The sequence below is a fragment of the Pelomonas dachongensis genome, assembly GCF_043555865.1.
Taxonomy (GTDB): domain Bacteria; phylum Pseudomonadota; class Gammaproteobacteria; order Burkholderiales; family Burkholderiaceae_C; genus Pelomonas; species Pelomonas dachongensis.
Map to the genome: position 1 here is coordinate 391,193 of NZ_JBIGHY010000002.1, position 25,693 is coordinate 416,885.

Sequence of the window (25,693 nt, forward strand, 5' to 3'; positions counted from 1 at the left end):
GAGGTTCACCATGCTTCGTTCCGCCCTTGTCACCCTCGCCACCGGTGCTGCTCTGCTGGGCGCAGGCGCCGCCCATGCGGAGACGCGCTGGTCCATCGGCATCAATGTGCCCGCCGCGGGCGTGATCGTCTCCAACGCACCGCGCTACTACGTGGAGCCGGCACCGGTTTACTACGCCCCGCCGCCGCCGGTGTACCGCCCGGCGCCCCGCTACGTGGTGCGCGACGTCTATTACGCACCGCCGCCCCGCGTGGTCTACGAGCAGTCCTATCGCCGCTGGGATGACCGCGGTGGGCGCTGGGAGCATCGCGGCCATGACCACGACCGCCGCGATGGCTGGGACCGTGGCCGGGATCGCGATGACGGCCCGCACCGCGGCCGCTGAACCCGGCGGCCTCAGCGAGCGCGGCGCCGCGCCAGGTCGGCGCGGATCTGGTCGGTGAGCCGCTCGATGTCCGCCAGGTCGAACGGCTTCAACAGCGCCCGCACGTTGGGGCCGAAGCTGCCCAGGTCGTCGCCCATCGCGTAGCCGGACGAGAACACAACCCACTCGTCTGGCACGCGCGCCAGGATCGCGCGCGCCAGTTCCACGCCCGACATGGCCGGCAGGCTGACGTCCGTGAAGACGAGATCGAACCTGCCCGGCTCGTAGGCCTCCAGCGCGGCCTCGGCGGTCTCGCAGGTCTGCAGTTGTAGGCCCAGCTCCTCCAGCAGCCAGGAGATCTGCTCGCGAAGGTCCGGGTTGTCCTCCACGAACAGCGCACGCAGCGGCTGGTCAGCCGCCGGTTGGCGCGACGGTGCCAGCTCCGCCACGGTGCGGGCCAGCCGTTGTGGCGACGCGGTCTTGCGCAGGCAGCGCTGGAATCCGGCCTCCAGCGCCGCGTCGCAATCGGCCTGGCGCACGTAGGCCGTCACGGCCGCCGCACCCAGGCGGTCGGGGCCCAGCCCCAGTTGCCCGCGCACCAGCCGAATCAGCTCATAGCCGCCGATGCCGGGCATGCCCAGATCGCTCAGCAGCACGTCGAAGGGCTCATCTCGCAACAGCGTCAGCGCGGCTTCGCCCGAGTCCGCCGTGACGACCTCGGCGCCACGCGCTTGCAGCAGCCGTGCATGCGCTTCCAGCACGTCGGCGTGGTCATCCACAAGCAGCACGCGCAGGCCGTCGATGCTCACGTCCGGGCCGGCATCGTCTTCGGGACTTTCGACCCGCAGCGGCTGCGAACGACCCGCGCGCGGCAGGCGCACGCTGAACACGGCGCCCTGCCCAACGCCCGAGCTGTGCGCCGCCACCGCACCGCCATGCAGCTCCACCAGGTTCTTCACGATAGACAGGCCCAGCCCCAGGCCGCCGTGCACGCTGGACGCTGACGCATCGGCCTGGCTGAAGCGCTCAAAGAGCCTGGGCAGGAAGTCCGCGGCGATGCCCTGGCCGTCGTCGCACACGTGCAGCTCCACGTCGTCGTCCGCAACCACGGTCTGCAGCGTGACCGTGCCGCCCGCCGGCGTGAACTTCATCGCATTGGTGACCAGGTTCATGACAATCTGCGTCAGGCGGCCCGCATCGCCGAAGACGTCGGCGGGCTCGGCGGCGAGCCGCAGTGCCACCGTCAGCCCGCGCGCCTGGGCCGTGGGCCGCACGGTGTCGGCCGCGGCGGCGGCCTGCGCATTCATGTCCACGCGCTGCACGTTCATCAGCTGCTTGCCGGCCACGATGCGGCTCATCTCCAGCAGGTCGTCCACCAGCACAGACTGTGCCTGCGCGTTGCGCGCAATGGCCTGCACGCCACGTTGCAGCATGCCGGGCTGCACGCCCGGGTTCTCCAGCACGTTGACCCACCCGATGATGGCCGCCAGCGGTGTGCGCAGCTCATGGCTGATGGCGGCAAACAGCTCCTCCTTGGCGCGCGCGGCATGGTCAGCGGCGCTGCGGGCCGCCTGTTCGGCAGCCAGCAGCTGCTCGCGTCGCAGCTGCAGCTCGCGCCGGTCGGTGATGTCGTGGAAGTAGGCGGACAGGCCGTCCGCCGACGGGTAGCAGTGGCACTGCAGCCAACGCGCGCCGCCGTCGGCCTGCGCCTCGAACGACGTTGCCTGGCCGCCGGCCAGCGCGCTGTCCAGGCCAGCCGCAAAGCCGCCGTCACCCAACACCTCGTGGCAAGGCTGCCCGGTCAGTTCCCCGGCCTGACGGCCCAGCAGCCGCGCGCCCTGCTCGTTCACGTAGCCGATGCGGCCATCGTGCTCCACGAGGAGCAGGCCGTCAGTGATGCTGCTCATCATGGCTTGCAGGCGGCGGTCGGCCTTCAGCAGCGCCTCGGTGCGCTCAGACACGCGCCGCTCCAGCGTCTCGTTCAGCTCGCGCAGCGACTCCTGTGCGCGGCTGCGCTCTTCCACCTCGCCGCGCAGCGCCACATTGGCACGCTGCAGCGCCCTCGTCTTGCGGTCCAGTTCGGCAAACACCGCGACCTTGGAGCGCAGCACGTCGGGGTTCACGGGCTTGTGCAGGTAATCCACCGCACCGCTGCCGTAACCCTGCAGCCGGTCCTGGTCCTGACCGAAATAGGCCGTCAGGAAGATGATGGGCAGGTGGGCGTTGCGCTTGCGCTCCTTGATGAGCCGGGCCAGCTCGATGCCGTTCATGTCCGGCAGCTGTATGTCCAGCACCATGACTGCGAACTCCTGCGCCATCAGCGCCAGCAGCGCCTGGTCGGCTGAGTGCGCGCGTACCAGCCGGTAGCCAGGGTCGGCCAGCACCGTCTCCAACACCAGCAGGTTGGCGGGCTCGTCGTCGACGATGAGGATGTTGGTCGGTTCGTCCTGCATCGGTTCAGCGGTAGAGCCAGACGCGCATCAGCGACAGCAGCTGCGCGGTGTTGACGGGCTTGGAGATGTAGTCGCTGGCGCCGGCCTCCAGGCACTTCTCGCGGTCGCCCTTCATGGCCTTGGCGGTCAGCGACAGCATCGGCAGGTTGCGGAACTCGGCATGAGAGCGGATCTCGCGCATGGTCTCGTAGCCGTCCATGTCCGGCATCATGATGTCCATCAGCACGAGGTCGATGTCGGACGTGTTCTTGATGATGTCGATGGCGGCGCGCCCGCTGGTGGCGGTCAGCACGTCCATCTCCTGGTTCTCCAGCAGTGTCGTCAGCGCGAAGATGTTGCGCGCGTCGTCGTCCACCACGAGCACGCGGCGGCCGCGCAGCATCTCGGACGATCCGTGCAGCAGCTGCAGGATGTCCTGCTTGTCCTGCGGCAGCTCGGCGACGACGCGGTGCAGGAACAGTGCAGTCTCGTCCAGCAGCCGCTCCGGGCTCTGCACGTCCTTAAGCACCACGCTTTTGGCCAGCGTGCGCAGCTGCTTCTGCTCGTTGAAGGACAGGTCCTTGCCGGTGAACACCACCACCGGCACCGCGGCCAGCGCCGGGTCGCCGTGCAACTGCTCCAGCAGCTTGAAGCCGTTCATATCCGGCAGGCGCAGATCCAGCACGATGCAGTCGAAGGCCTGCTCGCGCAGCAGCTGCAGCGCCTGCGCGCCCGTGTCCACGGCCTGCAGCTCGATGTCGTCGTGGCCCAGCAGCTCGCAAATGGCCTGGCGCTCGATGGCGTTGTCCTCGATGACCAGCAGCCGGCGCGTGCGCGGCACGGTGAAGTCGCGGATGCGGTCCAGCGCCGCCTCCATGCCCTCGCTGGTGGACGATTTGACGACGTAGCTGAATGCGCCATGCGACAGGCCGTGGTTGCGGTCCTCCTCGGCCACGCTGAAGATCTGCACGGGGATATGGCGCGTCTCGGGGTCCAGCTTCAGCTGGTTCAGCACGGTCCAGCCCAGCATGTCGGGCAGCAGGATGTCCAGCGACACGGCGGTGGGCTTGAAGCGCCGCGCCAGCTCCAGCCCCTGCGCACCCTTCAGCGCGACCAGACCCTTGAAGCCGCGGTCGCGCGCGAGGCCCAGCACGATGCGGGCGTAATGCGGGTCGTCCTCGATGATGAGCAGTACCGATTCGCCCGCGACGATGTTGTCGCGGTCATCGGCCACCTGGGTCTCGCGCACCGGCGGCAGGGTGCTGCGCAGCGGGGGCGCTGGCGGGCGGTCATGCGCCACTTGCAGCGGCATCGGCGCGGTATCGCCGCCAGAGAAGTGCAGCGGCAGATACAGCGTGAAGGTGCTGCCCTGCCCCGGCTGGCTGGCCAGGCGGATCTCGCCGCCCAGCAGCGCGGCCAGCTCGCGGCTGATGGCCAGACCCAGGCCTGTGCCGCCGTACTTGCGCGACGTGCCGGCGTCGGCCTGCTGGAAGGCCTCGAAGATCAGGCGCTGCTTCTCCAGCGCGACACCAATGCCGGTGTCCTCCACCGCGAACGCCAGCACCTGCGAGGCCTGGGCCAGCACCGGATGCTCGGGGCTCCAACCGTCGTGAGCCACGCTCACGCGCAGCTCCACATGCCCCTGCGCGGTGAACTTGACCGCGTTGGACAGCAGGTTCTTCAGGATCTGCTGCAGTCGCTTCGCGTCGCTTTCCATGCTGCGCGGCAGGTCGTCGGCGAACAGGATGCGCAGCGGCAGGTTCTTGGCCTCGGCCACATGGCTGAAGTTGCGGGCGATGCTGTCGCGCAAGGAGGCGAAAGGAATCTCCTCGATCTCCACCGTGACCGTGCCGGACTCGATCTTGGACAGGTCCAGGATGTCGTTGATGAGGTGCAGCAGGTCGGAGCCCGACGAATTGATGTTGCGCGAGAACTCGATCTGCTTGGGCGACAGGTTGCCGTCGTTGTTGGTGGCCAGCTGCTGGCTCAGGATCAGGATGGAGTTCAGCGGCGTGCGCAGCTCATGGCTCATGTTGGCCAGGAACTCGCTCTTGTACTTGGACGTAAGCGCCAGCTCGGCGGCCTGGTCCTCCAGCGCGTGGCGGGCCTGCTCGACCTCGGCGTTCTTGCGCTCGACCTCCTCATTCTGCTCGGCCAGCAGGCGCGCCTTGGTGCCCAGTTGCTCGTTGGTCTCCTGCAGCTCGCTCTGGCGCGACTGCAGCTCCACGGTCAGCTGCTGCGACTGCGCCAGCAGCGCCTCGGTGCGCATGGTGGCCTCAATGGTGTTGAACACCGCCCCGATGCTCTGCGTCAGCAGTTCCAGGAAGGCCAGCGAGCCGCTGGTGAACGGCTGCAGCGTGGCCAGCTCGATGACGGCCTTGGTCTCGCCCTCGAACAGCACCGGCAGCACGATGACGCTGACGCGCGGCGCATAGCCGAGGCTGGACGAGACGACGAAGTCGGACGCGATGTCGGCCAGCAGCGTGCTGCGCTTGTCCAGCGCGCACTGCCCCACCAAGCCCTCGCCCAGCTCGATGGTCTGCGCCAGCTTCAAGCCGGCGGACTGCGCGTAGCTGGCGAGCAGCCGCAGCCGCGGCTGCTCTTTGTCCTGGGCGCGCGCCAAGTGGTAGATGGTGCCCTGGTGAGCCTGCACCAGCGGCGCCAGCTCGGTCAGCAGCATCTGGCTGACGGTCTGCAGCTCGCGCTGCCCCTGCAGCATGCCGGTGAAGCGGGCCAGGTTGGTCTTCAGCCAGTCCTGCTCGCGATTGCGCTCCGTGGTCTCGCGCAGGTTGGAGATCATCGTGTTGATGTTGTCCTTCAGGTCAGACACCTCACCCTTGGCGTCCACCTGGATTGCACGCGTCAGGTCGCCCTTGGTCACGGCGGTGGCCACCTCAGCGATGGCGCGCACCTGCGTCGTCAGATTGGCGGCCAGCAGGTTCACGTTGCCGGTCAGGTCCTTCCACGTGCCGGATGCGCCGGGCACGTGCGCTTGCCCGCCAAGGCGTCCGTCCACGCCCACCTCGCGAGCCACGTTGGTCACCTGCTCGGCGAAGGTGGCGAGCGTGTCGGTCATGTCGTTGATGGTGTCGGCGAGTGCCGCGACCTCGCCCTTGGCCTGCACGGTCAGCCGCTGGTTCAGGTTGCCGTTGGCGACGGCCGTCACGACCTTGACGATGCCGCGCACCTGCTCGGTCAGGTTGGAGGCCATGAAGTTGACGTTGTCAGTCAGGTCCTTCCACGTGCCGCCCACGCCGGCCACCTGCGCCTGGCCGCCCAGCTTGCCCTCGGTGCCCACCTCACGCGCCACGCGCGTCACTTCGCCAGCGAAGGCGTTGAGCTGGTCCACCATCGTGTTGATGGTGTTCTTCAGCTCCAAGATCTCCCCCTTCACGTCCACCGTGATCTTGCGGTTCAGGTCGCCGCGCGCGACGGCCGTGGTCACCTCGGCGATGTTGCGCACCTGGGCGGTCAGGTTGGCGCCCATGGTGTTGACCGAGTCGGTCAGGTCCTTCCAGGTACCGCCCACCCCCGGCACCACGGCCTGCACGCCGAGGCGCCCCTCGGTACCCACCTCGCGCGCCACGCGCGTGACCTCCGACGCGAACGAGCGCAGCTGCTCCACCATCGTGTTGATGGTTTCTTTCAGCTGCAGGATCTCGCCGCGCACGTCCACGGTGATCTTCTTGGACAGGTCGCCATTGGCCACCGCGATGGTCACCTCGGCGATGTTGCGCACCTGACCCGTCAGGTTGCTGGCCATCGAGTTCACGTTGTCCGTCAGGTCCTTCCAGGTGCCGGCCACGCCCAGCACGCGCGCCTGGCCGCCCAACTTGCCCTCGGTACCCACCTCGCGCGCCACGCGGCTCACTTCGGAAGCGAACGCGCCCAGCTGCTCGACCATGGTGTTCATGGTCTCCTTCAATTGCAGGATCTCGCCCTGCACGTCCACCGTGATCTTGCGGCTCAGATCGCCGCGCGCGATGGCGGTGGCGACGTCGGCGATGTTGCGCACCTGGCCCGTGAGGTTGGATGCCATCGAGTTCACGTTGTCGGTCAGATCCTTCCACGTGCCCGCCACGCCGGGCACCATGGCCTGGCCGCCCAGCTTGCCGTCGGTACCCACCTCGCGCGCCACACGCGTCACTTCCGAGGCGAAGCCGTTCAGCTGGTCCACCATCGTGTTGATGGTGTTCTTCAGCTCCAGGATCTCGCCGCGCACGTCCACCGTGATCTTCTTGGACAGGTCGCCGTTGGCCACGGCCGTCGTCACCTCGGCGATGTTGCGCACCTGACCGGTCAGGTTGAAGGCCATGAAGTTGACGTTGTCGGTCAGGTCCTTCCACGTGCCGGCCACGCCCGGCACCTCGGCCTGGCCGCCCAGCTTGCCTTCGGTGCCCACCTCGCGCGCCACGCGGCTAACCTCTGACGCAAAACCGTTGAGCTGGTCCACCATCGTGTTCAGCGTGTTCTTCAGCTCCAGGATTTCACCCTTCACGTCCACCGTGATCTTGCGCGACAGGTCGCCGTTGGCCACCGCCGTGGCCACGTCGGCAATGTTGCGCACCTGGCCCGTGAGGTTGCTGGCCATCGAGTTCACGTTGTCGGTCAGGTCCTTCCACGTGCCGGCCACGCCGGGCACCTCGGCCTGGCCGCCCAGCTTGCCGTCCGTGCCAACCTCGCGCGCCACGCGGCTGACCTCACCGGCAAAGCCGTTGAGTTGGTCCACCATCGTGTTCATCGTGTTCTTCAAGGCCAGGATCTCGCCCTTGACCTCCACGGTGATCTTCTTGGACAGGTCGCCGCTGGCCACGGCCGTCGCCACCTCGGCGATGTTGCGCACCTGGCCCGTCAGGTTGGACGCCATCGAGTTCACGTTGTCCGTCAGGTCTTTCCACGTGCCTGCCACGCCGCTGCCCTGGGCCTGGCCGCCCAGCTTGCCTTCGGTGCCCACCTCCCGGGCCACCCGCGTCACCTCCGACGCGAAGCCGTTGAGCTGGTCCAGCATCGTGTTGATGGTGTTCTTCAGCTCCAGCATCTCGCCGCGCACGTCCACGGTGATCTTCTTGGACAGGTCGCCGTTGGCCACCGCCGTCGTCACCTCCGCAATGTTGCGCACCTGGCCCGTCAGGTTGGACGCCATGAAGTTCACGTTGTCCGTCAGGTCCTTCCACGTGCCGGCAACACCCGGCACCTGGGCCTGGCCGCCCAGCTTGCCGTCCGTGCCCACCTCGCGCGCCACGCGGCTGACCTCGCCAGCAAAGCCGTTGAGCTGGTCCACCATCGTGTTCATCGTGTTCTTCAAGGCCAGGATCTCGCCCTTGACCTCCACGGTGATCTTCTTGGACAGGTCACCGCTAGCCACCGCCGTGGCCACCTCGGCGATGTTGCGCACCTGGCCGGTCAGGTTGGACGCCATCGAGTTCACGTTGTCGGTCAAGTCCTTCCAGGTGCCCGCCACGCCCGGCACCTGCGCCTGGCCGCCCAGCTTGCCCTCGGTGCCCACCTCGCGCGCCACGCGCGTCACCTCGGAGGAGAAGCTGTTCAGCTGGTCCACCATCGTGTTGATGGTCTCCTTCAGCTCCAGGATCTCGCCCTTCACGTCCACGGTGATCTTGCGCGACAGGTCGCCGCGCGCGACGGCGGTCGTAACGGTCGCGATATTGCGCACCTGGGCCGTCAGGTTGGTGGCCATGGCGTTGACGGAGTCGGTCAGGTCCTTCCACGTTCCGGCAACACCTGGCACCACGGCCTGGCCGCCCAGCCGGCCGTCCGTGCCCACCTCGCGCGCCACGCGCGTCACTTCCGACGCGAACGAGCGCAGCTGGTCCACCATCGTGTTGGTGGCTTCCTTCAGCTGCAGGATCTCGCCGCGCACGTCGACGGTGATCTTCTTGGACAGGTCGCCGTTGGCCACCGCGATGGTGACGTCGGCGATGTTGCGCACCTGCGCCGTCAGGTTGCCCGCCATCTGGTTGACCGACTCGGTCAGCTCACGCCACACGCCCGACACGCCCTTCACCTGCGCCTGGCCGCCCAGCTTGCCCTCGGTGCCCACCTCACGCGCCACGCGCGTCACTTCCGACGTGAACACCGACAGCTGCTCGATCATCGTGTTGACCAGCCGTGCCGAGCGCAGGAACTCGCCCTTCAGCTCTCGGCCGTCCACCTCCAGCTCCATGGCCTGGCCCAGGTCGCCCTTGGCCACCGCGCCGATGGTGCGCGCGATCTCGGCGGTGGGCCGCACCAGGTCGTCCAGCAGCGTGTTTATCGACTCCACCTTGGTCGCCCATCCGCCCACAGCCCCCGGCAGCGACAAGCGGTGTTTCAGCCGCCCTTCCTTGCCCACCGTGGCGGACAGCCGCGCCACCTCGGTCGCGATGCGCGCCTCCTGCGCGGTGATCTGGTTGAAGGCCGCGGCGATCTGGCCGTCCACGCCGTCCCAATCGTTGGGCAGCCGCACCGAGAAGTCGCCGTCCCGAAAGGCCGACAGCGCCGCCAGCACCTGGCGGGCATGCAGCGCCGTGGCATCGCCCGGCAGGGAGGTGTCCATCGTCGTCGGGTTGACGCGTTGCTTGCGAGCAGGCCGTGCAGGAGTGACGGTCATCGGGCGTCCCATCGAAAAATCGTTGTACTGAAACGCCCCCCGCAAGCCCGGCACACGCACAGGACGCCACGGGCGCCGCCGACCCCGGTCGGCAAAAAGTGCCAGCTTCTAGCACGGCCCCTAACTCAGAGCAAGTGCGGCACCCAACCCATGAAATGACCCACGCCAGCCCACCCTTCAGACGCCGCGGGCATGCTCCACCGCGTAGCGAATCAGCTCCGCCTGGCCCTCCAGCTCCAGCTTGCGTTTGATGCTCTGTCGGTGCGCCTCGACGGTGCGCACCGACAGGTCCAGATCGCGAGCGATCTGCTTGCTGGAAGCGCCCTGGCCCAGCAGGCCCAGGATCTCGCTCTCGCGCGGCGTCAGCACGGGCTTGGGCGCCTGGCCGCGGAACAGCCGGCCCGACACCGCCGCGCTGAGGAAGGTGCCGCCGGCGGCCACCGCGTCGATGGCGGACACGATCTCGGTGGCCGGTGCGTCCTTCAGCACATAGCCGCGCGCACCGGCAGTCAGCGCGCGCTGCACGTACTCGGGGTTGTCGTACATGCTGAACATCAGCAGCTTCACGGCCGGCTGCGCCGACAGCATATCGGCGCCCAGCGTGATGCCGTTGGTGTCCTTCAAGCCCACGTCCATCAGCACGACATCGGGCCGGGCGCTCGCCAGCAACGCCAGCGCGTCCTCGCGCCCACCGGCCTCGCCCACCACCTCGAAGCGCGGCACCGCCGCCAGCCGCGCGACCAGTCCCTCGCGCACCATCGGGTGGTCATCGACGAGCAGAATGCGGATGGCAGCAGTCATGCGGTGGCGCGGGCGAGATCGGCAGCCGACAGTGTCACCGACAGCCGGCAGCCGTGCCCCGCCTGCGTCTCCAGCAGCAGCCCCGCGCCCAACGCGGCGGCGCGCTCGCGCATGCTGCGCAGGCCCAGGCCGCGGTCGGGCTGGGCCTGCGCCGCGTCGGCGTCGAAGCCGCGGCCGTCGTCGTTGACGTCCAGCAGCAGGCCACCGTCGGGTGCGAAGTGCAGGTGCACCACCACGCGCTGCGCCTGCGCATGCCGGGCCGCATTGTTCAAGGCCTCCTGCGCGATGCGGAACAGCGCCGTCTTCGCGGCCTCCGGCAGCTCGCGCTCGGCGCCGTCCACGCCGGCCTCGAAGCGCGTGCCGCCCGCGGCATCGAACTCGCCGGCCAGGTGCTGCAGCGCGGCCGGCAGGCCCAGCGTGTCCAGCAGCGCCGGCCGCAACGCGTGCGACAGGTGGCGCACCTCGGCCAGCGTACTGTTCAGCCGCTTCAGCGCCAGCGCCTGCAGCCGCTCCGCGCTGGCCGGTTCGTGCTGGGCAGACTCGATCAGCAACTTGGTGGCCACCAGCGCCTGGCTGACGCCGTCGTGCAGCTCGCGCGCCAACCGCGCACGCTCGTCTTCCTGGCTCTGCACCACCTGCCGCGCCAGCGCGCGCAGCTTCGCCTCGGCGTGGCGGTGCTCGCTGAGGTTCAGTGCCAGCGCGCCGGCGCTGATCAGCGCCACACCAAACACGGCCACGGCGCCGACCCATAGCAGCGTGGCCGTGATGTTCTGGCGCGCGCCATGCTCCAGCTGCGCCATAGTCGCCTCGATGCCGTCCAGGTACAGCCCTGTGCCCAGCATCCAGTTCCACTCGGGCACCGCCACCACATAGCCCAGCTTGGGCGCCAGCAGGCTGCTGGACGGCTTGCGCCACAGGTACTCCACATAACCACCGCCGGCCTGCGCCTGGGCGATCAGCATCTGGATGGTGGGCCGCCCGCGCGGGTCGCGCAGATTCCACAGATCCTGTCCGGTCAGCTCGGGCTGACGCGAGTGCATCAGCACGCGGCCCTGCAGGTCGTAGACGAAGAAGTAGCCGTCGCGCCCGTAGTCCAGCGACTGCAGGATGGCCAGCGCACGCTGCCGGCCGTCAGCTTGGCCAAGCAGCGGCTTGACCGTGCTGACAGCCAGGTCCACGTAATGTTTCAGTTCCGTGCGGCGCGCGTCCAGGTAGCTGGCGCGCACCAGCGCATGCTCGCGCTCGGCCAGCGAGCGCTCCTGGTGGTGCACGGCAAAGGCGATCAGCGCCAGCGAGACCAGCAGCGGCAGCAGGGCCAGCAGCGCGAGCTTTCCGCGCAGCGACAGGCGGGCTGAACGGGAGTCGGGCATGACTGCCGGGGGCGCCGCTTCAGCGCTCCAGCTTCAGCTTCGCCACGCGGGCATCGCGCAGCTGGATGCGTTCCCTGATCATCGTCACCCACCGTTGCAGGCGCGCATCCTTGAGACGGTCGTCATCCAGCAGCCTGGCGGCCTCGTCGAACTGCCCCAGCTCGCGCAGCGCCTCCGCCTTGGTCAGCCGCTGCTCCGGTTGGGCCTCGTCCAGCGCTGCCGCCAGCGCCTCCAGGTTGGCCCGGGCCGCCGTGCCGGGTGCGAAATCGCTGGCGGTCGCCACCGGCGCCGCATCGCCCCGCGGCCGATGCGCGTGGTTGGCCTCCCACCAAGCCTGGCGCCGCAGGTAGTTCAGCTTGTCCGGCGTGTCGCCCAGCCCCTGCGCAATGGCCAGCAGGAACTCCTGCCCGGTCAGGTCACGCACGGTCCGGGCGTTGCGCCAGGCATGCGGCGTGTCAGCTTCGGCGCCCCAGGGCGGCATGCTGCCCACCGTCTTGACGGTCGAAACCCAAAAAATGGGGCCGTCCGCCGTACAGCGCGTGATGACCGGAAAGCGCGGCAGCATGGGCGCGACCATGTAGCCGTCCGTCCAGAAGACGGCGCCGAAGGTATTGCCGGAATTGATGCTGGGCAATTGCCGCAGCTCGTCGGAGCCAGGGCACTGAATGATGGTCGTCGGCCCGGGCGTCGTGGCCGATGCAACCACGGCGCCCAGCAGACCCGCCGTGAACAAGCTCCAGGCACCCAGCGTCGACAGGGTGATGATCTTCATTTGCCAAGTGTCGCCGCCGCAGGCGCCGTCTTGCGCTGCACGGGCGTCCACGTCTGCAGCCGCTTCATCACGTCAGCGATGGCCGCGTCCAGCTGCGTGTCCTCACCGCGGTTGACGGCGGCCGGGTCCAGCTCCACGTCCATGTCTGGCGCCACGCCCTCGTTCTCGATGCGCCACTCGCCGTCAGGCGTGTAGAAGCGGAAGAACGGCACGGTCAGGAAGCCGCCGTCGATGAGCTCCGGGTTGGCCGAGATGCCGATCAGCCCGCCCCAGGTGCGCTTGCCGATCAGCGGGCCCAGGCCCGTGCGTTTGAACGCATAGGGCATGAAATCGCCGCCGGAGCCGGCGTCCTGGTCGATCAGCATGGCCTTGGGGCCGTAGATGGCGCCACCCGGGGTCTCGAACACCAGACCGTCACGGTCCTTCCAGCCGCCGAGATACGGCCGCGACAAGAGCTCGATGACGTAGTTGGCCGCCTGGCCGCCACCGTTGCGGCGGTCGTCGACGATCAGTGCGGGCTTGTCGATCTGCGCGAAGAACATGCGGTTGAAGTGCTCGAAGCCCTGGTCGGCGGTGTCGGGCATGTAGACGTAGGCGATCTTGCCGCCGCTCCTGGCCTGCACCTTCTGGCGGTTGCTCTCGATCCACGCCCAGCGGCGCAGCAGCGCCTCGCTGGCGATAGGCTCCACGGTCACGTCGCGCCTGCCGTTGCCGGCAGCATCCTGCGCCAGCGTGACGACGACCTGCTTGCGCACCGTGTTCTCCAGCAGCGCGTGGATGCTGGTCTTGTCGTCCAGCTCGTGGCCGTTGAGGGCGAGGATGAACTCGCCCTCCTTCACGTTGAGGCCGGCCGCGGCCAGCGGCGCGCGCAGGTGCGGGTTCAGGCGGTCGCCGCCGTACAGCCTGGCGATCCTGTAGCGTCCCTTCTCGATCACGTAGTCGGCGCCCAGCAGGCCCACCGTCAGCGGCGTCTCCTGGTGCACATCGCCGCCGCCCACGCGGTTGTGGCCCACCTGCAGCTCGCCGATCATCTGCACCAGCAGGTCGTTCAGGTCCTCGCGGCGCTGCACATGCGCCAGCTGCGGCAGGTAGCGGTCGTAGACGGCCTGCCAGTCCAGCCCGTGCAGGCCGGGGTCGTAGAAGTATTCCTTCTCCATCCACCAGGCCTCGTCGAAGATCTGCTTCCATTCCTGGCGCGGATCGACGCGCGTGCGCAGGTTCATCTCGACGGTCTTGCCGTCGTACTTGTCGCCCGCGTCGCCCACCTCCAGCGCGCCGCCGGCCAGCGTCAGCAACAGCTTCTTGTGGTCGCCGCTGAGCGAGAACGCGGCCACGCCGTCCTTGATGCGCTTGGCCTTGCGCTCCTCCAGGTCGTAGCGCCACAGCTCCGCCGTCGCGTGGCGCTCGGCCTGCGGCGACTCGTTGCTGACGCCGGGCTGCGGGCGCTGCAGGTAGAACAGCGCGCCGTCCGCGCCGACGGCCAGGCTGTCGTAGTTGCGCTCAGCCAGCGGCAACGCGACGAGGCGGTCCATCAGGCCGTCGAAATCGATGCGCACGGGTTTGGGCCGGGCGTCCTTCTCGTCGTCCTTCTTGTCTTTCTTCTTGCCCTTGTGGTCCGCGGACTGCTGGTCATCCTTCGCATCGGCCGGCTTCTTGCCGTCCTCGTCGTCCTTCTTGCCGTCCTCGTCTCCCGGCCGCGGCACCAGCGGCGACTTGCCGTCGGCCGCCAGCACCAGCGCATACAGGCCGGCGCGGCGCGGGCGTTCCTGCGTGGACAGGTCCAGGCCGACCTGACTGGGGCCCGCGTTGATGGAGGCGCTGAAATACAGCACGTCACCCTTGGGCGAGAACGCAGGGCTGCCGGCGTGCGACATGCCGTCGGTGACCACGCGGTTTCGGCCTGTGGACAGCTCGTGCAGCCAGATGCGGCCGAAGTAGTTGTCGCCCGAGCCCGTGTAGGCCAGCCAGCGGCTGTCCGGCGAGAACGACACCGCGACGCCATCGGCGCCGAAGCGGCGCACGTCGGTGGCCACCTTCACCAGCCGGCCGCGCTGCGCCCCGGTGGCGAGGCTGAGCTTGTAGAGGTTCAGGTGGTTGTCCTGCAGCACCAGCGTGTGGCCGTCCGGCGACCAGTCCTGCAGCACGAAGTAGCCGTCCCTGGGCAACGCGAAGCGCTCGCGGGCGCCCTGCCCGGTCTGGCCCCGCAGCACCAGTTCATGGCGCATGCCGGGTGCGTCGGAGATGTAGGCGATGCGCTGGCCGTCGGGACTCCACAGCGCGTCCTTCTCGCGCACGCCGGAGGTCTCGGTCAGGTTGCGCACGCTGCCGTCCTTAACGGGTACCGTGAACACCTCGCCGCGCGCGCTGACCACCACCCGCTGGCCGGTACTCGACAGGTGCGCCGACGTCAGCGCCTTGGCGGCGTCCTTCCACTGCGGGCGTGCCTGCGGGCCGGTGGTGGCCAGGCGGATATCCAGCACCTGCGGTGCGCCCCCGCCCAGCTCGATCTGCTTGATGCGCCCGCCGCTCTCGTACACCAGCGTGCTGCCGACGGCGCTGAAGCTGCGCACGTCCCACTGCGTCTCCTTCGTCAGCTGGCGCAGCGCCTTCGTCGCCGGGTTGAAGGCGAACAGGTTGGCCGCGCCCTTGGTTTCGCCGTCGCGGTCCGAAATGAACACCACTTCGCCACCCGCCCACACCGGTGCCGAATCGGTCGCGTTGACATGCGGAATTTCCAGCCAGCGCTGGCCGGCGTTTGGCCCCTGCATGTCCATGATCCACACCGGCGGCGTGCTGCCGCCGCGGCTCTGGCGCCAGCCGCTGACACCGGCGTAGGCGGCGTTGTACGGGCGGTAGGCCAGTTGCTTGCCATCGGGCGACCAGGCGCCCTCGTAAGCCACGGCCGCCATCAGCTTCTTCTCGAAACCGCCGTTCAAACCGACCTCGTAGAGCTGGTTGCTGCGGTTGTTCAGCACCTCGCGCGGCGACGCGAACAGCACGCGCTGGCCGTCCGGGCTCCAGCCGTTGACCGTGTCGGGGCCCGGATGGAAGGTCAGCCGCCTGGCGTCACCGCCGGCGATGTCGATAACGTAGACATCCGTGTTGCCGTCGTAGCTGGCCGAAAACGCGATCCTCTGCCCGTCCGGCGAGAAGCGCGGCGCGAACTCAGCTGCAGCATGGCTGGTCAACCGGCGCGCGTTGCCGCCGCTGCGGTCGGCCAACCACAGGTCGCCGCCGTAGACGAAGGCGAGATGGGTCTGGGACACGGAGGGTTGACGCAGCATCAGCGTCGCCACAGCCGGGCTTGCTGCGTGGGCCGGGCCGGAGGTCATCCAGGCACAGGCCAACGCCAGCGCGATACGGGACAGGGTCATCGGGATCTCCGACTGAGTCGCAAAACCCGCGACTCTAGACCCCGTGACGCTCGGCGCTGAAAGTCAGCCCGGTTGGCGCTTGAAGCGGGCCTTCAGGCCGCCAAAGATGACGATCAGGCCGGGGATGATGATCATTGCCCAGATGATCTTGCTCAGATGCGTCTGCACCCACGGCAGGTTGCCGAACAGGTAGCCGGCCACGCACAGGCCCACCACCCAGATCACCGCGCCCACCACGTTGAACATCGTGAACTTGCCGCGGCTCATCGCCGCCACGCCGGCCACGAACGGTGCGAAGGTGCGCACGAAGGGCATGAAGCGGGCAATGATGATCGTGATGCCGCCGTGCTTCTCGTAGAACGCATGGGCCGCGTCGAACGCCTTCTTGTTGAAGAAGCGCGACTGCTCCCACTTGAACACCTTAGGTCCGATGTGCCGCCCGATCATGTAGTTGGTCTGATCGCCCAGGATGGCCGCCACCAGCAGCACCGCGATGGCCACAGGCAGGTTCATCAACCCCACGCCGCACAGCGCGCCGACGACGAACAGCAGCGAGTCGCCGGGCAGGAACGGCATGACCACCACGCCCGTTTCCGTGAAGATGATGAGGAACAGCAGCGCGTAGACCCAGGTGCCGTAGGCTTGCACGAACTCGGCCAGATGCTGGTCGACGTGCAGGATGAAATCGATGAGGAAGTGCAGCAGGTCCATGGCGGCGCATTATCCCGGCGGCGCTGTGACGCTTGCGGGGAAACGATAATCCGGGCGATGGATTCCCCCCTGCCTGAGGTCCCCGCCCCCCGCGCCATCCGCGAACTGCCCGACGAGCTGGTCAGCCAGATCGCCGCGGGCGAGGTCGTCGAGCGCCCGGCCTCGGTGGTGCGCGAGCTGGTGGACAACGCGCTGGACGCCGGTGCCAGCAACATCCAGGTCAAGCTGATGGCCGGCGGCGTGCGCGCCATCGTGGTGGAGGACGACGGCTGCGGCATCCCGGTCGCTCAGCTGCCGCTGGCGCTGAAGCGCCATGCCACCAGCAAGATCGCCAGCCTGAACGACCTGGAGTCGGTGGCCACCATGGGTTTCCGCGGCGAGGCGCTGGCGGCCATCGCCTCGGTGTCCGACATGTCCATTGCCAGCCGCACCGCCACCGACGCCCACGCCCACCGGCTGGACGCCCGAAGCGGCGAGCTTCAGCCCGCCGCCCGCGGGCGTGGCACCAGCGTGGAGGTGCGCGAGCTGTTCTTCTCGACGCCCGCGCGCCGCAAGTTCCTGAAGACCGACGCCACCGAGCTGGCCCACTGCGTGGAAGCCGTGCGCCGCCATGCACTCGCTCGGCCCGACGTGGGCTTCGCCATCTGGCACGAGGGCAAGCTGGTGGACCAGTGGCGCGCCGGCTCGCCAGAGCAGCGCATCAGCGACGTGCTAGGCGAGGACTTCACGGCCGAGAGCCGCCCCTTCGAGCACAGCGCCGGCCCGCTGGCGCTGACCGGCCGCGCCGGCCTGCCCGAAGCCGCACGCTCGCGCGCCGACCAGCAGTACGTGTGGGTCAACGGCCGCTACGTGCGCGACAAGCTCATCAGCCACGCCATCCGCTCGGCCTACGAGGACGTGCTGCACGGCCAGCGCCAGCCTTGCTACGTGCTGTTCATCGAGATCGCGCCCGAGCTGGTGGACGTCAACGTGCACCCGACCAAGATCGAGGTGCGCTTCCGCGATGGCCGCGCCATCCACCAGTCGGTGCGCCGCGCCTTCATCGACGCGCTGGCCCAGTCGCGCAGCGCCGAGGTCGCCGCGGTCGAGCCCATCGATTCCGCCATGGCACCGCTCGCCTTCGAGCCGACCACCGCCGCCACGTTGTACGTGTCTGAGCCGCGGCCGACCTATCAGTACACGCCGCCCGTGCCGCCCACGGCCGAGCAGGTGCGGCTGTCCCTGGTGCAGCACGAGGCGCTGTGGGAGCCGGCCAAGCCCTTCGTCCCCACATCGCTGCCGGACAGCCGCCCGGCGCCGCTGGTCGATCTGCCCGTGCCCGCGGCGCGCGACGAATGGCCGCTGGGCCGCGCCATCGCGCAGATCCAGGGCGTCTATATCCTGGCCGAGAACCGGCAGGGCCTGGTCATCGTCGACATGCACGCGGCCCACGAGCGCGTCGTCTACGAGCGGCTGAAGGCCAAGCTGGGCGCCACCACCATCGAGAGCCAGCCGCTGCTGATCCCGGTCAGCTTCGCCGCAACGGCCGAGGAAGTCGCCGCCGCCGAGCAGCACGCCGACACGCTCAGCCAGCTCGGCCTGGACGTGTCGCCGCTGTCCAACCGCACGCTGGCCGTGCGCTCTCGCCCTGCGCTGCTGGCCGCCAGCGACCTCGTCGCGCTGACCCGCGAGCTGCTGGCCGAGATGGCCCAGTTCGACGCCAGCTCGGTACTGGAACGCGCGCAGCACGAGATCCTGGCCACCATGGCCTGCCACGGCGCCGTGCGCGCCAACCGGCAGTTGAACATCGACGAAATGAACGCCCTGCTGCGCGACATGGAGGCCACCGAACGGGCCGACCAGTGCAATCACGGCCGCCCCACCTGGCGCCAGCTCGACATGCGCGAGCTTGACGCTCTCTTCTTACGCGGACGTTGAAAACATGGCCACGCTGACCCTCAAGAAAAAGAACCCCGCCGCCAAGACCCAGAGATCCCGCACGGCCGATGGCGAGAAGCGCCCGCCCGTGCGCGGCCGGGGTGTTTCCAAGCCGCGCACCACGCTGGCCAAGGCACAGGCCGACCGCTCGGAACGCGAGGAACAGTTCCAGAAATCACAGCGCAACGACCGCCCCGCCGGGCCGCGCGGAGACCGCCCGGGCCCCAAGGCCGGTGGGTTCAGGCCGGATCGCCCGCCGCAGCGGGGTGATCGCCCGGATCGTGCCGAACCGTTCCGCCGACCGGAGCACCCCGACCGCCCGCGCGATGAACGCCAGGGCCGGCCCGGCGGCTTCCACCCGGATGGCCCGCCCCACCGCGGTGATCGCAGCGATCGTGGCGAGCCCTTCCGCCGCCCGGACCATCCCGACCGCCCGCGCGACGACCGCGGCGGTCACAATGGCCAGCGGCCGGGCGGTTTCAACCAGGATCGCCCGCCGTACCGCGGTGAACCGGTGCGCCGCAACGAGCACCGTGATGAACGCCCCGGCGACCGGCCGCGTGACGACCGCCCGCCGCGCGTGGACCAGCGCCGCGCGTCCAACCGCGGCCCCAATTTCGAGCCACCGCGCCCCCAGCGCCGCAACAACCCGGCCCGAGAGGTCAGCGCCGAGGACGGCGAGCGCCTGTCCAAGCGCATGGGCGAGCTGAAGCTGGCGTCGCGCCGTGAGGCCGATGACTGGATCGCCGCCGGCTGGGTGCGCGTCAACGGCAAGGTCGCCGTGCTAGGCCAGCGCGTTGTCGGCGACGTGCAGATCGACATCGACCCCGCTGCCCGCAACCAGCAGGCCCAGCTCGTCACCGTGCTGCTGCACAAGCCCATCGGCTACGTGTCTGGCCAGGCCGAGGATGGCTACGAGCCCGCCGCAATGCTGTTCCAGCCGCAGAACCGCTGGAGCGAAGACGCCTCCGGCATCCAGCCCAACGCCGGCCAGCATCGCAACCTGGCGCCCGCCGGCCGGCTGGACATCGACTCCACCGGCTTGCTGGTGCTCACCCAGGACGGCCGCATCGCCCGCGTTCTGATCGGCGAGGACTCCGACGTCGAGAAGGAATACCTCGTGCGCGTCGAGTTCGTCGGCCTGCCCGGCGGCGACCCGGTGCCCGAGGGGACGCTGCCCAACGCGGCGCTGTCCAACAACAAGCTCGCGCTGCTGAACCACGGCCTGGAGCTGGACGGTGAGGCGCTGAAGCCCGCCAAGGTTAGCTGGCAGAACGAACATCAGCTGCGCTTCGTGCTGCGCGAGGGCAAGAAGCGCCAGATCCGCCGGATGTGCGAGCTGGTCGGCCTGAAGGTCGTGGGCCTGAAGCGCGTGCGCATCGGGCGCATCCCACTGGGCAACCTGCCGGTCGGGCAGTGGCGCTATCTGGCGCCGTGGGAGAAGTTCTGAGCCCGATTTGCCTGGCCGGCCCCACGGGTTGCGGCAAGACCGCGGCGGCGCTGGCGATCGCCGAAGTGCTGCCGGTCGAGATCATCAGCGTCGACTCGGCGCTGGTGTACCGCGGCATGGACATCGGTACCGCCAAGCCCACGGCGGGCGAGCAGGCCTCCGTGCCGCACCACCTCATCGACATCCTCGATCCGCTGGAGAGCTACTCCGCCGCAGAGTTCGTGCGCGACGCCAAGCGCCTGGCCGCCGAGATCAGCGCGCGCGGCAAGCTGCCACTGCTGGTGGGCGGCACGATGTTGTACTTCAAGGCGCTGTTCGATGGTCTGTCCACGCTGCCGCAGGCCGACGCCGCACTGCGCTCGGCCATCGACACCGAGGCCGCCGAGCGCGGCTGGCCGGCGATGCATGCCGAACTGGCAAGCCTTGACCCCGAGACGGGCGCGCGGCTGGCACCCAACGACAGCCAGCGCATCCAGCGCGCGCTGGAGGTCATCCGCCTCACTGGCCAGCCTCTGAGCGCGCTGCACGCCGCGTCGCGCGACGACGGCGTGGACTGGCCGCTGTTCTCGCTGGAGCCCAACGACCGCGCCTGGCTGCACGAGCGGCTGGCACAGCGCTTCGACGTGATGCTGGCGCACGGCCTGATCGACGAAGTGAAGGCACTGCGCGCCCGCGCCGACCTGTCGCTGGCGGTGCCGTCCATGCGCTGCGTGGGCTACCGGCAGGTATGGGAGGCGCTGGACGCCAATGACTTCGCCGACCTGCGTGAGCGCGGCATAGCTGCCACGCGCCAGCTCGCGAAGCGCCAGGTCACCTGGCTGCGCAGCATGCCGCAGCGCCGCGTCATCGCCTGCGACGGGTCTCAGCCGATTCCCGAGTTGCTGGCTGGATTGCAAAGATTGATGCCCGCATGACGGTGCCCAGCCCACGCCGGGCCATTCCAAGTGAGCGAGCCCCCCTCGGTGGGCAGGACGGGCAACGCCCGGACATGGGGGCTGTACTGACGGCACGCGGGCTGGCCAAGCGCTACGGCGAGGTGCCGGTGTTCGACGGCATCTCGCTGGACCTGGCACCCGGCGAGATCGTCGCTCTGCTGGGTGAATCTGGCAGCGGCAAGTCCACGCTATTGAACTGTCTGGCGGGACTGGACGAGGCCGACGCCGGCTCGATCACGCTGGCCGGGCGAGACCTGCGGGCCATGGACGACGAGGGGCGGTCGGCGCTGCGGCGGCAGTCGCTGGGGTTCATCTTCCAGGCCTTTCACCTGCTGCCGCACCTGAGCGTGGCGAACAATGTGGCGCTGCCGTTGCGGCTGCTGGGGCAGCGGGATGACGGGCGCGTGGCGCAGATGCTGGAGGCTGTGAACCTGGCGGCGTTGTCGGGTCGCATGCCACGGCAGCTGTCGGGCGGGCAGTTGCAGCGCGTGGCGATTGCTCGCGCCTTGGTGCACCGGCCGCGGCTGGTGTTGGCGGATGAGCCGACCGGCAACCTGGACGCGCGGCATGCGGCGGAGGTGCTGGCGTTGTTGCGGCGGTGCACGCAGGAGGCAGGCGCGGCGTGTCTGCTGGTGACGCATTCGGACGTGGCAGCGCAGTCGGCGGATCGGCGGCTGCGGCTGGATGCGGATGGGCTGCACGTCGCATGACGCCATATGAGTGAGTTTGGCTTGGTGCCTAGGCCCAGCCGGGAATTTGCCCCGGCGCGCGACGTACTTTCTTGTGCGCACAAGAAAGTAGGCAAAGAGAGCGCCCGCGGCCGCACCGCCCCTTGCGTTGCTCGGGGTTCCCTGCGGTATTCAGGTCTTGGGGGCCCGCCCGGAACTCGCGCCGCTAAGCTCTGCTCGAACAACCCTGCGGAGTCAGTTCTTGAAGTGCGCTGCGCGCACGCCCTCAAGATCTTCCGTCCCTCGGCGGCGCTAAAGGGGCGAAGAAAAATACCAACCACCAGCCGGCGTGCGCGAGTGGCATCGAGACTCCGACCCGAGGCTGCCGGCTGGTGCGGCTGTTGCGGCTGTTCCATCACCCCCCTTTGGAGTAGCCGAGAAGCGCAGAACGCCGAGGCGCGCGCGAAGCGCGCTTCAAGAACTAGCTCCGCGCCCTTGTCCGACCGCAGTGAGCGCAGCGAACGGCGGGAGTTCGGCGCGGGCCTCGGCGTTCGAGCATCGCAGGGGACCCCGAGCGCAGCGAGCGGCGACGGAGCAGGGGCGACTCTTTGCCTGCTTTCTGGTCGCTCAGTTCTCGAAGAGCGGCGAAGCCAAAGTAGGTCGCCCGCCGGGGCGACCTTCCGGCTGGCCCGTGGCGTCAAGCCAAAGCACCAACGCGCAGCGTCATGCTGAGACTCTGGCGCCACCTCACCTGGCCCACCTGGCGCGACCAGCCCGGTCGTGTCGTGCTGGCCGTTGTCGCCGTCATGCTGGGCGTCGCCCTGGCGTTCGGCGTGCAACTGCTCAATGGCGCCGCGCTGACCGAGTTCGCCCGCGCCGCACGCGGCATCAACGGCCAGCCTGACCTGATCGTCCGCGCCGCAACCGGCCCGCTGACCGACGCCGACCTCGTCGAGCTGCTGAACCGCCCCGAGGTCGCCGCTGCCAATCCGGTCATCGAAGGCCGCGCGCTGTGGCCCGGGCAGGAGACGCCACAGGGCACGGCGTTGTCGCTCCAGCTCATCGGCGTGGACCCGCTCGCGCTGCTGGCCTCAGCCGCCGGCGCGCGGCCACTGGCGCCCGAGCTGGTGCCGCAGCTGGACGGCACCGCCAGCCCGCAGGGCCTGGGCCTGCTGATGGGCGCGCAGACCCTGCACCTCAACGCCGCAGCGCACCGCCTGCTGCGCGCCGGCCAGAGCACGCTGACGCTGCGCCTGCCCCAGCCCCACGGCGGCGCACCGCGCGACGTGACCTTCACCGTCGGTGGGCGCATCGCCGCCGGCAATGCGCCGCTGGCCGTGCTGGACATCGCCGACGCGCAGGCGCTGCTGGGCCGCCTGGGCGCGCTGGACCGCATCGATGTGCAGCTCGCCGGCGGCACCGACGTCACCGCCTGGCAGCGCACGCTGCCCGCCCGCTGGCGTGCCATGCCGCCTGCAGATGAGGGCGCACGGCTGGCCGACATGACGCGCGCCTACCGCGTCAACCTCGGACTGCTGGCACTGATGGCGCTGTTCACCGGCAGCTTCCTCGTCTACGCCGTGCTGTCGCTGGCCACCGCGCAGCGGCTGCCGCAGTGGGCGATGGTGGGCGTGCTGGGCGTGTCGGCGCGCATGCGCTGGCGGTTGATCCTGCTGGAGGGCGCCGTCATCGGCGCCCTCGGCAGCGTGCTTGGCCTGGCGCTGGGCCTGGGCCTGGCCGCCGGGGCGTTGCAGCTGATGGGCAGCGACCTCGGCCTGCACGGCGCCAGCAGCGACTCCAGCGCGCTGCTGTTCAACCAGCCACTGCTGGCACCGGCCATCGCCTGCGCCGCGCTGGGGCTGGCTGCCACGCTGCTGGCCGCGCTGGCGCCGGCACTGACCGTGCGCCGCATCGCGCCGGCACAGGTGTTGAAGGGCCTGGGCCTGCCGGCCGGCCGCGCCGTGCCCGCATGGGCCGGCCTGGCACTGTTGGCCGCGGGCGCCGCGCTCGCCTGGGTACCGCCGCTGGCCGGCGGGCTGCCGGTGGGCGCCTATCTGGCCATGCTGTGCCTGCTGCTAGGCGGGCTGGCGCTGGTGCCGGCGCTGGTGCGCGGGCTGGCGGCGCTGATGGGCTGGCTGCCCGCGGGCGCGCTGCTGATGCTGGCCCGCGAACGCAGCCGCGACCAGGCCGGCGAGGCGCGCCGCTCGCTAGCCGGCGTGCTGGTGGCATTGGCGCTGGCAGTGGCGATGACGGTCATGATCGGCAGCTTCCGCGAGTCGCTGCAGCAGTGGCTGGACGAAGCACTGCCCGCCGACCTCTACCTGCGCAGCGCGCTGCATGCACCGCTGCAGCCCGCGCTGATCGCGGCCGTTTCGCGAGCGCCCGACTTCACCCGCGTCACGCAGCAGCGCGCCACGCGCCTGCGCCTGGCGCCAGGTGTCGAGCCGGTGGCGCTGACCGCCCGCGAGCTGGACGCCGGCGGCCTGCCGCTGGTGGCACGCTGGCCGGGCCCGGCCACGGCAACGCCCGTGTGGGTCAACGAAGCCGCGCGCGACCGCGACGGCCTGACACCCGGCCACGTGTTCCGCGCCGAGCTGCCAGACAGCGGCGGTCGCGCCGTCGACCTGCAGGTGATGGGCGTGTGGCGCGATTATTCACGCATGGACACTGCCGTCTGGATGCACCTGCCCGACTACCGCCGCCTCAGTGGCGACGCCGCCACCACCGAGCTGGCGTTGACACTGGCCCCGGGCCTGACGCTGGACGCCGCCCGCGCCACGCTGCGCCGGCTGGGCGGCGACGACATCGAGCTTGCCGCTGCGGGCGAGCTGCGCGCGCTGTCGCTGCAGATCTTCGACCGCAGCTTCGCCATCACCGTGTGGCTGCAGGCCGTGGCGCTGGCGGTGGGGCTGTTCGGCGTCATCGCCAGCCAGTCGGCGCAGGCGCTGGCGCGCAAGCGCGAGTTCGGGCTGCTGCGCCACCTGGGCGTGTCGCGCCGCGCGCTGCTGAAGCTGCTGGTGCTCGAGGCCGGCCTGACCGGTGGCGCCGGCGCGATGGCCGGGCTGGGCCTGGGGCTGGGGCTGTCGACGGTGCTGGTGTTCGTCGTCAACCCGCAGAGCTTTCACTGGAGCATGGACATGCACCTGCCCGCCTCGCGACTGGCGGTCCTGGTGGGGCTGGCGTTCGCGGCAGCCGTGGGCGCGTCGCTGCTGGCGGGGCGGCGGGCGCTGGGCGCCGATGCCGTGCGCGCCGTGCGGGAGGACGCGTGATGAAGCGCCGCGCCCTGCTGCTGGCCGCGCTGCCGTTGCACGCGCACGCCGCGCTGAAGTTCCCGCACGACTTCGGCGCGCATCCGCAACGGGGCATCGAGTGGTGGTACCTCACCGGCATCCTCGGCGACCGCATGGGCTACCAGTTGACCTTCTTCAGCCTGCCCGGCACCGCGGCGGCCGACCATCCCAGCGGCCTGGCTGCCAAGCAGCTGATGCTGGGCCATGTGGCGCTGTCCGACCTGTCGACGAGAAAGCAGCGCCACACGCAGCGCCTGCTGCGCGCGCTGCCGGGCGTGGCGCAGACGCAGGTGGGCGACTGCGACGTCAAGCTGCGCGACTGGACGCTGAAGCGCACCGCCGACGGCTATCGCGCCGCATTCAACGGACCTGGCTTTGCGATGCAGCTGCAGCTCACCACGCCCGAGCCACCGGTGCAGCAGGGCGACGCCGGCATCTCGCGCAAGGGCTCGGACGCGGACCAGTTCAGCCATTATTACTCGCGCCCCCAGCTCGCCACGCAGGCAGCGCTGACGCTGGACGGCCGCGCGCTGCGGCTGGCCGGCCGCTCGTGGCTGGACCACGAGTGGAGCGACAACTACCTGGGCAACACCGCCGGCTGGGACTGGCTGGGCATCAACCTCGACGACGGCGGCGCGCTGACGCTGTTCCAGCTGCGCCGCGCCGACGGCAGCCGCGACTGGGCCGGCGGCAGCCAACGCAGGCCCGGCCAGCCCGACCGCAGCTTCGGCGCCGACGAGGTCGACATGACGCCCATCCGTCACTGGACCAGCCCCGTCACCGGCGGCCGCTGGCCCGTGGAATGGCGGCTGAAGAGCCCGGCCGGCGAGCTGCGACTGGCGGCGGCGTTCGATGCGCAGGAAGTCGACGCGCGGCGTAGCAGCGGGCTGGTGTACTGGGAAGGCGTGGCCTGGCTGCTGGACGCCGGCGGCCGGCGGATCGGTGCCGGCTACCTGGAGCTGACCGGGTACGTCGGCAAGCCACCGCTGGTCTAATCGCCGC

General features: G+C 69.7%; 14 protein-coding genes. 7 read left to right on the top strand and 7 right to left on the bottom strand.

Annotated features, from left to right (window positions below):
* The first annotated feature begins 10 nt into the window (after positions 1-10).
* Positions 11-385 carry a hypothetical protein gene (locus ACG02S_RS06430; protein WP_394469612.1) on the top strand — a complete coding sequence of 125 codons (375 nt, stop codon included), beginning with the start codon at positions 11-13 and terminating at the stop codon, positions 383-385.
* Between the two features lie 11 nt (positions 386-396).
* On the opposite strand, the gene ACG02S_RS06435 is transcribed toward ACG02S_RS06430, so the two are convergent.
* From ACG02S_RS06435 to ACG02S_RS06465, 7 genes are all read right to left on the bottom strand, one after another.
* Entirely contained in the window at positions 397-2,817 is a 2,421-nt protein-coding gene (locus tag ACG02S_RS06435; RefSeq protein ID WP_394469613.1) for a response regulator, read from the bottom strand.
* A 4-nt stretch (positions 2,818-2,821) separates the two neighbouring features.
* The gene (locus ACG02S_RS06440) at positions 2,822-9,403 is read right to left on the bottom strand and encodes a HAMP domain-containing protein (protein ID WP_394469614.1); all 6,582 of its coding nucleotides are present in this window, start codon (positions 9,401-9,403) and stop codon (positions 2,822-2,824) included.
* Positions 9,404-9,580: 177 nt separating this feature from the next.
* Positions 9,581-10,204 (bottom strand): response regulator transcription factor, encoded by a 624-nt coding sequence (locus ACG02S_RS06445; protein WP_394469615.1) that lies wholly within the window; start codon positions 10,202-10,204, stop codon positions 9,581-9,583.
* Entirely contained in the window at positions 10,201-11,574 is a 1,374-nt protein-coding gene (locus tag ACG02S_RS06450; RefSeq protein ID WP_394469616.1) for a cache domain-containing protein, read from the bottom strand. Before ACG02S_RS06450 ends, ACG02S_RS06445 begins: the two co-directional genes overlap by 4 nt.
* A 19-nt stretch (positions 11,575-11,593) precedes the next feature.
* Positions 11,594-12,346, bottom strand: coding sequence for a hypothetical protein (locus ACG02S_RS06455; protein WP_394469617.1), 753 nt, complete (start codon positions 12,344-12,346; stop codon positions 11,594-11,596).
* Positions 12,343-15,720 (bottom strand): S41 family peptidase, encoded by a 3,378-nt coding sequence (locus ACG02S_RS06460; RefSeq protein ID WP_394469618.1) that lies wholly within the window; start codon positions 15,718-15,720, stop codon positions 12,343-12,345. The genes ACG02S_RS06455 and ACG02S_RS06460 overlap by 4 nt, the downstream gene beginning before the upstream one ends.
* 63 nt (positions 15,721-15,783) lie before the next feature.
* The gene (locus ACG02S_RS06465; RefSeq protein ID WP_394469619.1) at positions 15,784-16,431 is read right to left on the bottom strand and encodes a DedA family protein; all 648 of its coding nucleotides are present in this window, start codon (positions 16,429-16,431) and stop codon (positions 15,784-15,786) included.
* Between the two features lie 57 nt (positions 16,432-16,488).
* Between ACG02S_RS06465 and mutL the strand changes: the two genes are divergently transcribed.
* The 6 genes from mutL (at position 16,489) to ACG02S_RS06495 (ending at position 25,686) form a co-directional block, all read left to right on the top strand.
* A complete protein-coding gene (gene mutL / locus ACG02S_RS06470; RefSeq protein ID WP_394469620.1) occupies positions 16,489-18,348 on the top strand; it encodes a DNA mismatch repair endonuclease MutL in 1,860 nt (619 codons plus the stop codon).
* 4 nt (positions 18,349-18,352) lie between these two features.
* Complete coding sequence (locus tag ACG02S_RS06475) at positions 18,353-19,798, top strand: pseudouridine synthase (protein WP_394469621.1); 1,446 nt, start codon at positions 18,353-18,355, stop codon at positions 19,796-19,798.
* Complete coding sequence (gene miaA / locus ACG02S_RS06480; RefSeq protein WP_394469622.1) at positions 19,765-20,712, top strand: tRNA (adenosine(37)-N6)-dimethylallyltransferase MiaA; 948 nt, start codon at positions 19,765-19,767, stop codon at positions 20,710-20,712. Before ACG02S_RS06475 ends, miaA begins: the two co-directional genes overlap by 34 nt.
* Before the next feature lie 74 nt (positions 20,713-20,786).
* A complete protein-coding gene (locus ACG02S_RS06485) occupies positions 20,787-21,443 on the top strand; it encodes an ABC transporter ATP-binding protein (protein WP_394469623.1) in 657 nt (218 codons plus the stop codon).
* A gap of 683 nt (positions 21,444-22,126) precedes the next feature.
* Entirely contained in the window at positions 22,127-24,670 is a 2,544-nt protein-coding gene (locus tag ACG02S_RS06490; RefSeq protein WP_394469624.1) for an ABC transporter permease, read from the top strand.
* Positions 24,670-25,686 carry a lipocalin-like domain-containing protein gene (locus tag ACG02S_RS06495; RefSeq protein WP_394469625.1) on the top strand — a complete coding sequence of 339 codons (1,017 nt, stop codon included), beginning with the start codon at positions 24,670-24,672 and terminating at the stop codon, positions 25,684-25,686. Before ACG02S_RS06490 ends, ACG02S_RS06495 begins: the two co-directional genes overlap by 1 nt.
* Positions 25,687-25,693 lie beyond the last annotated feature (7 nt).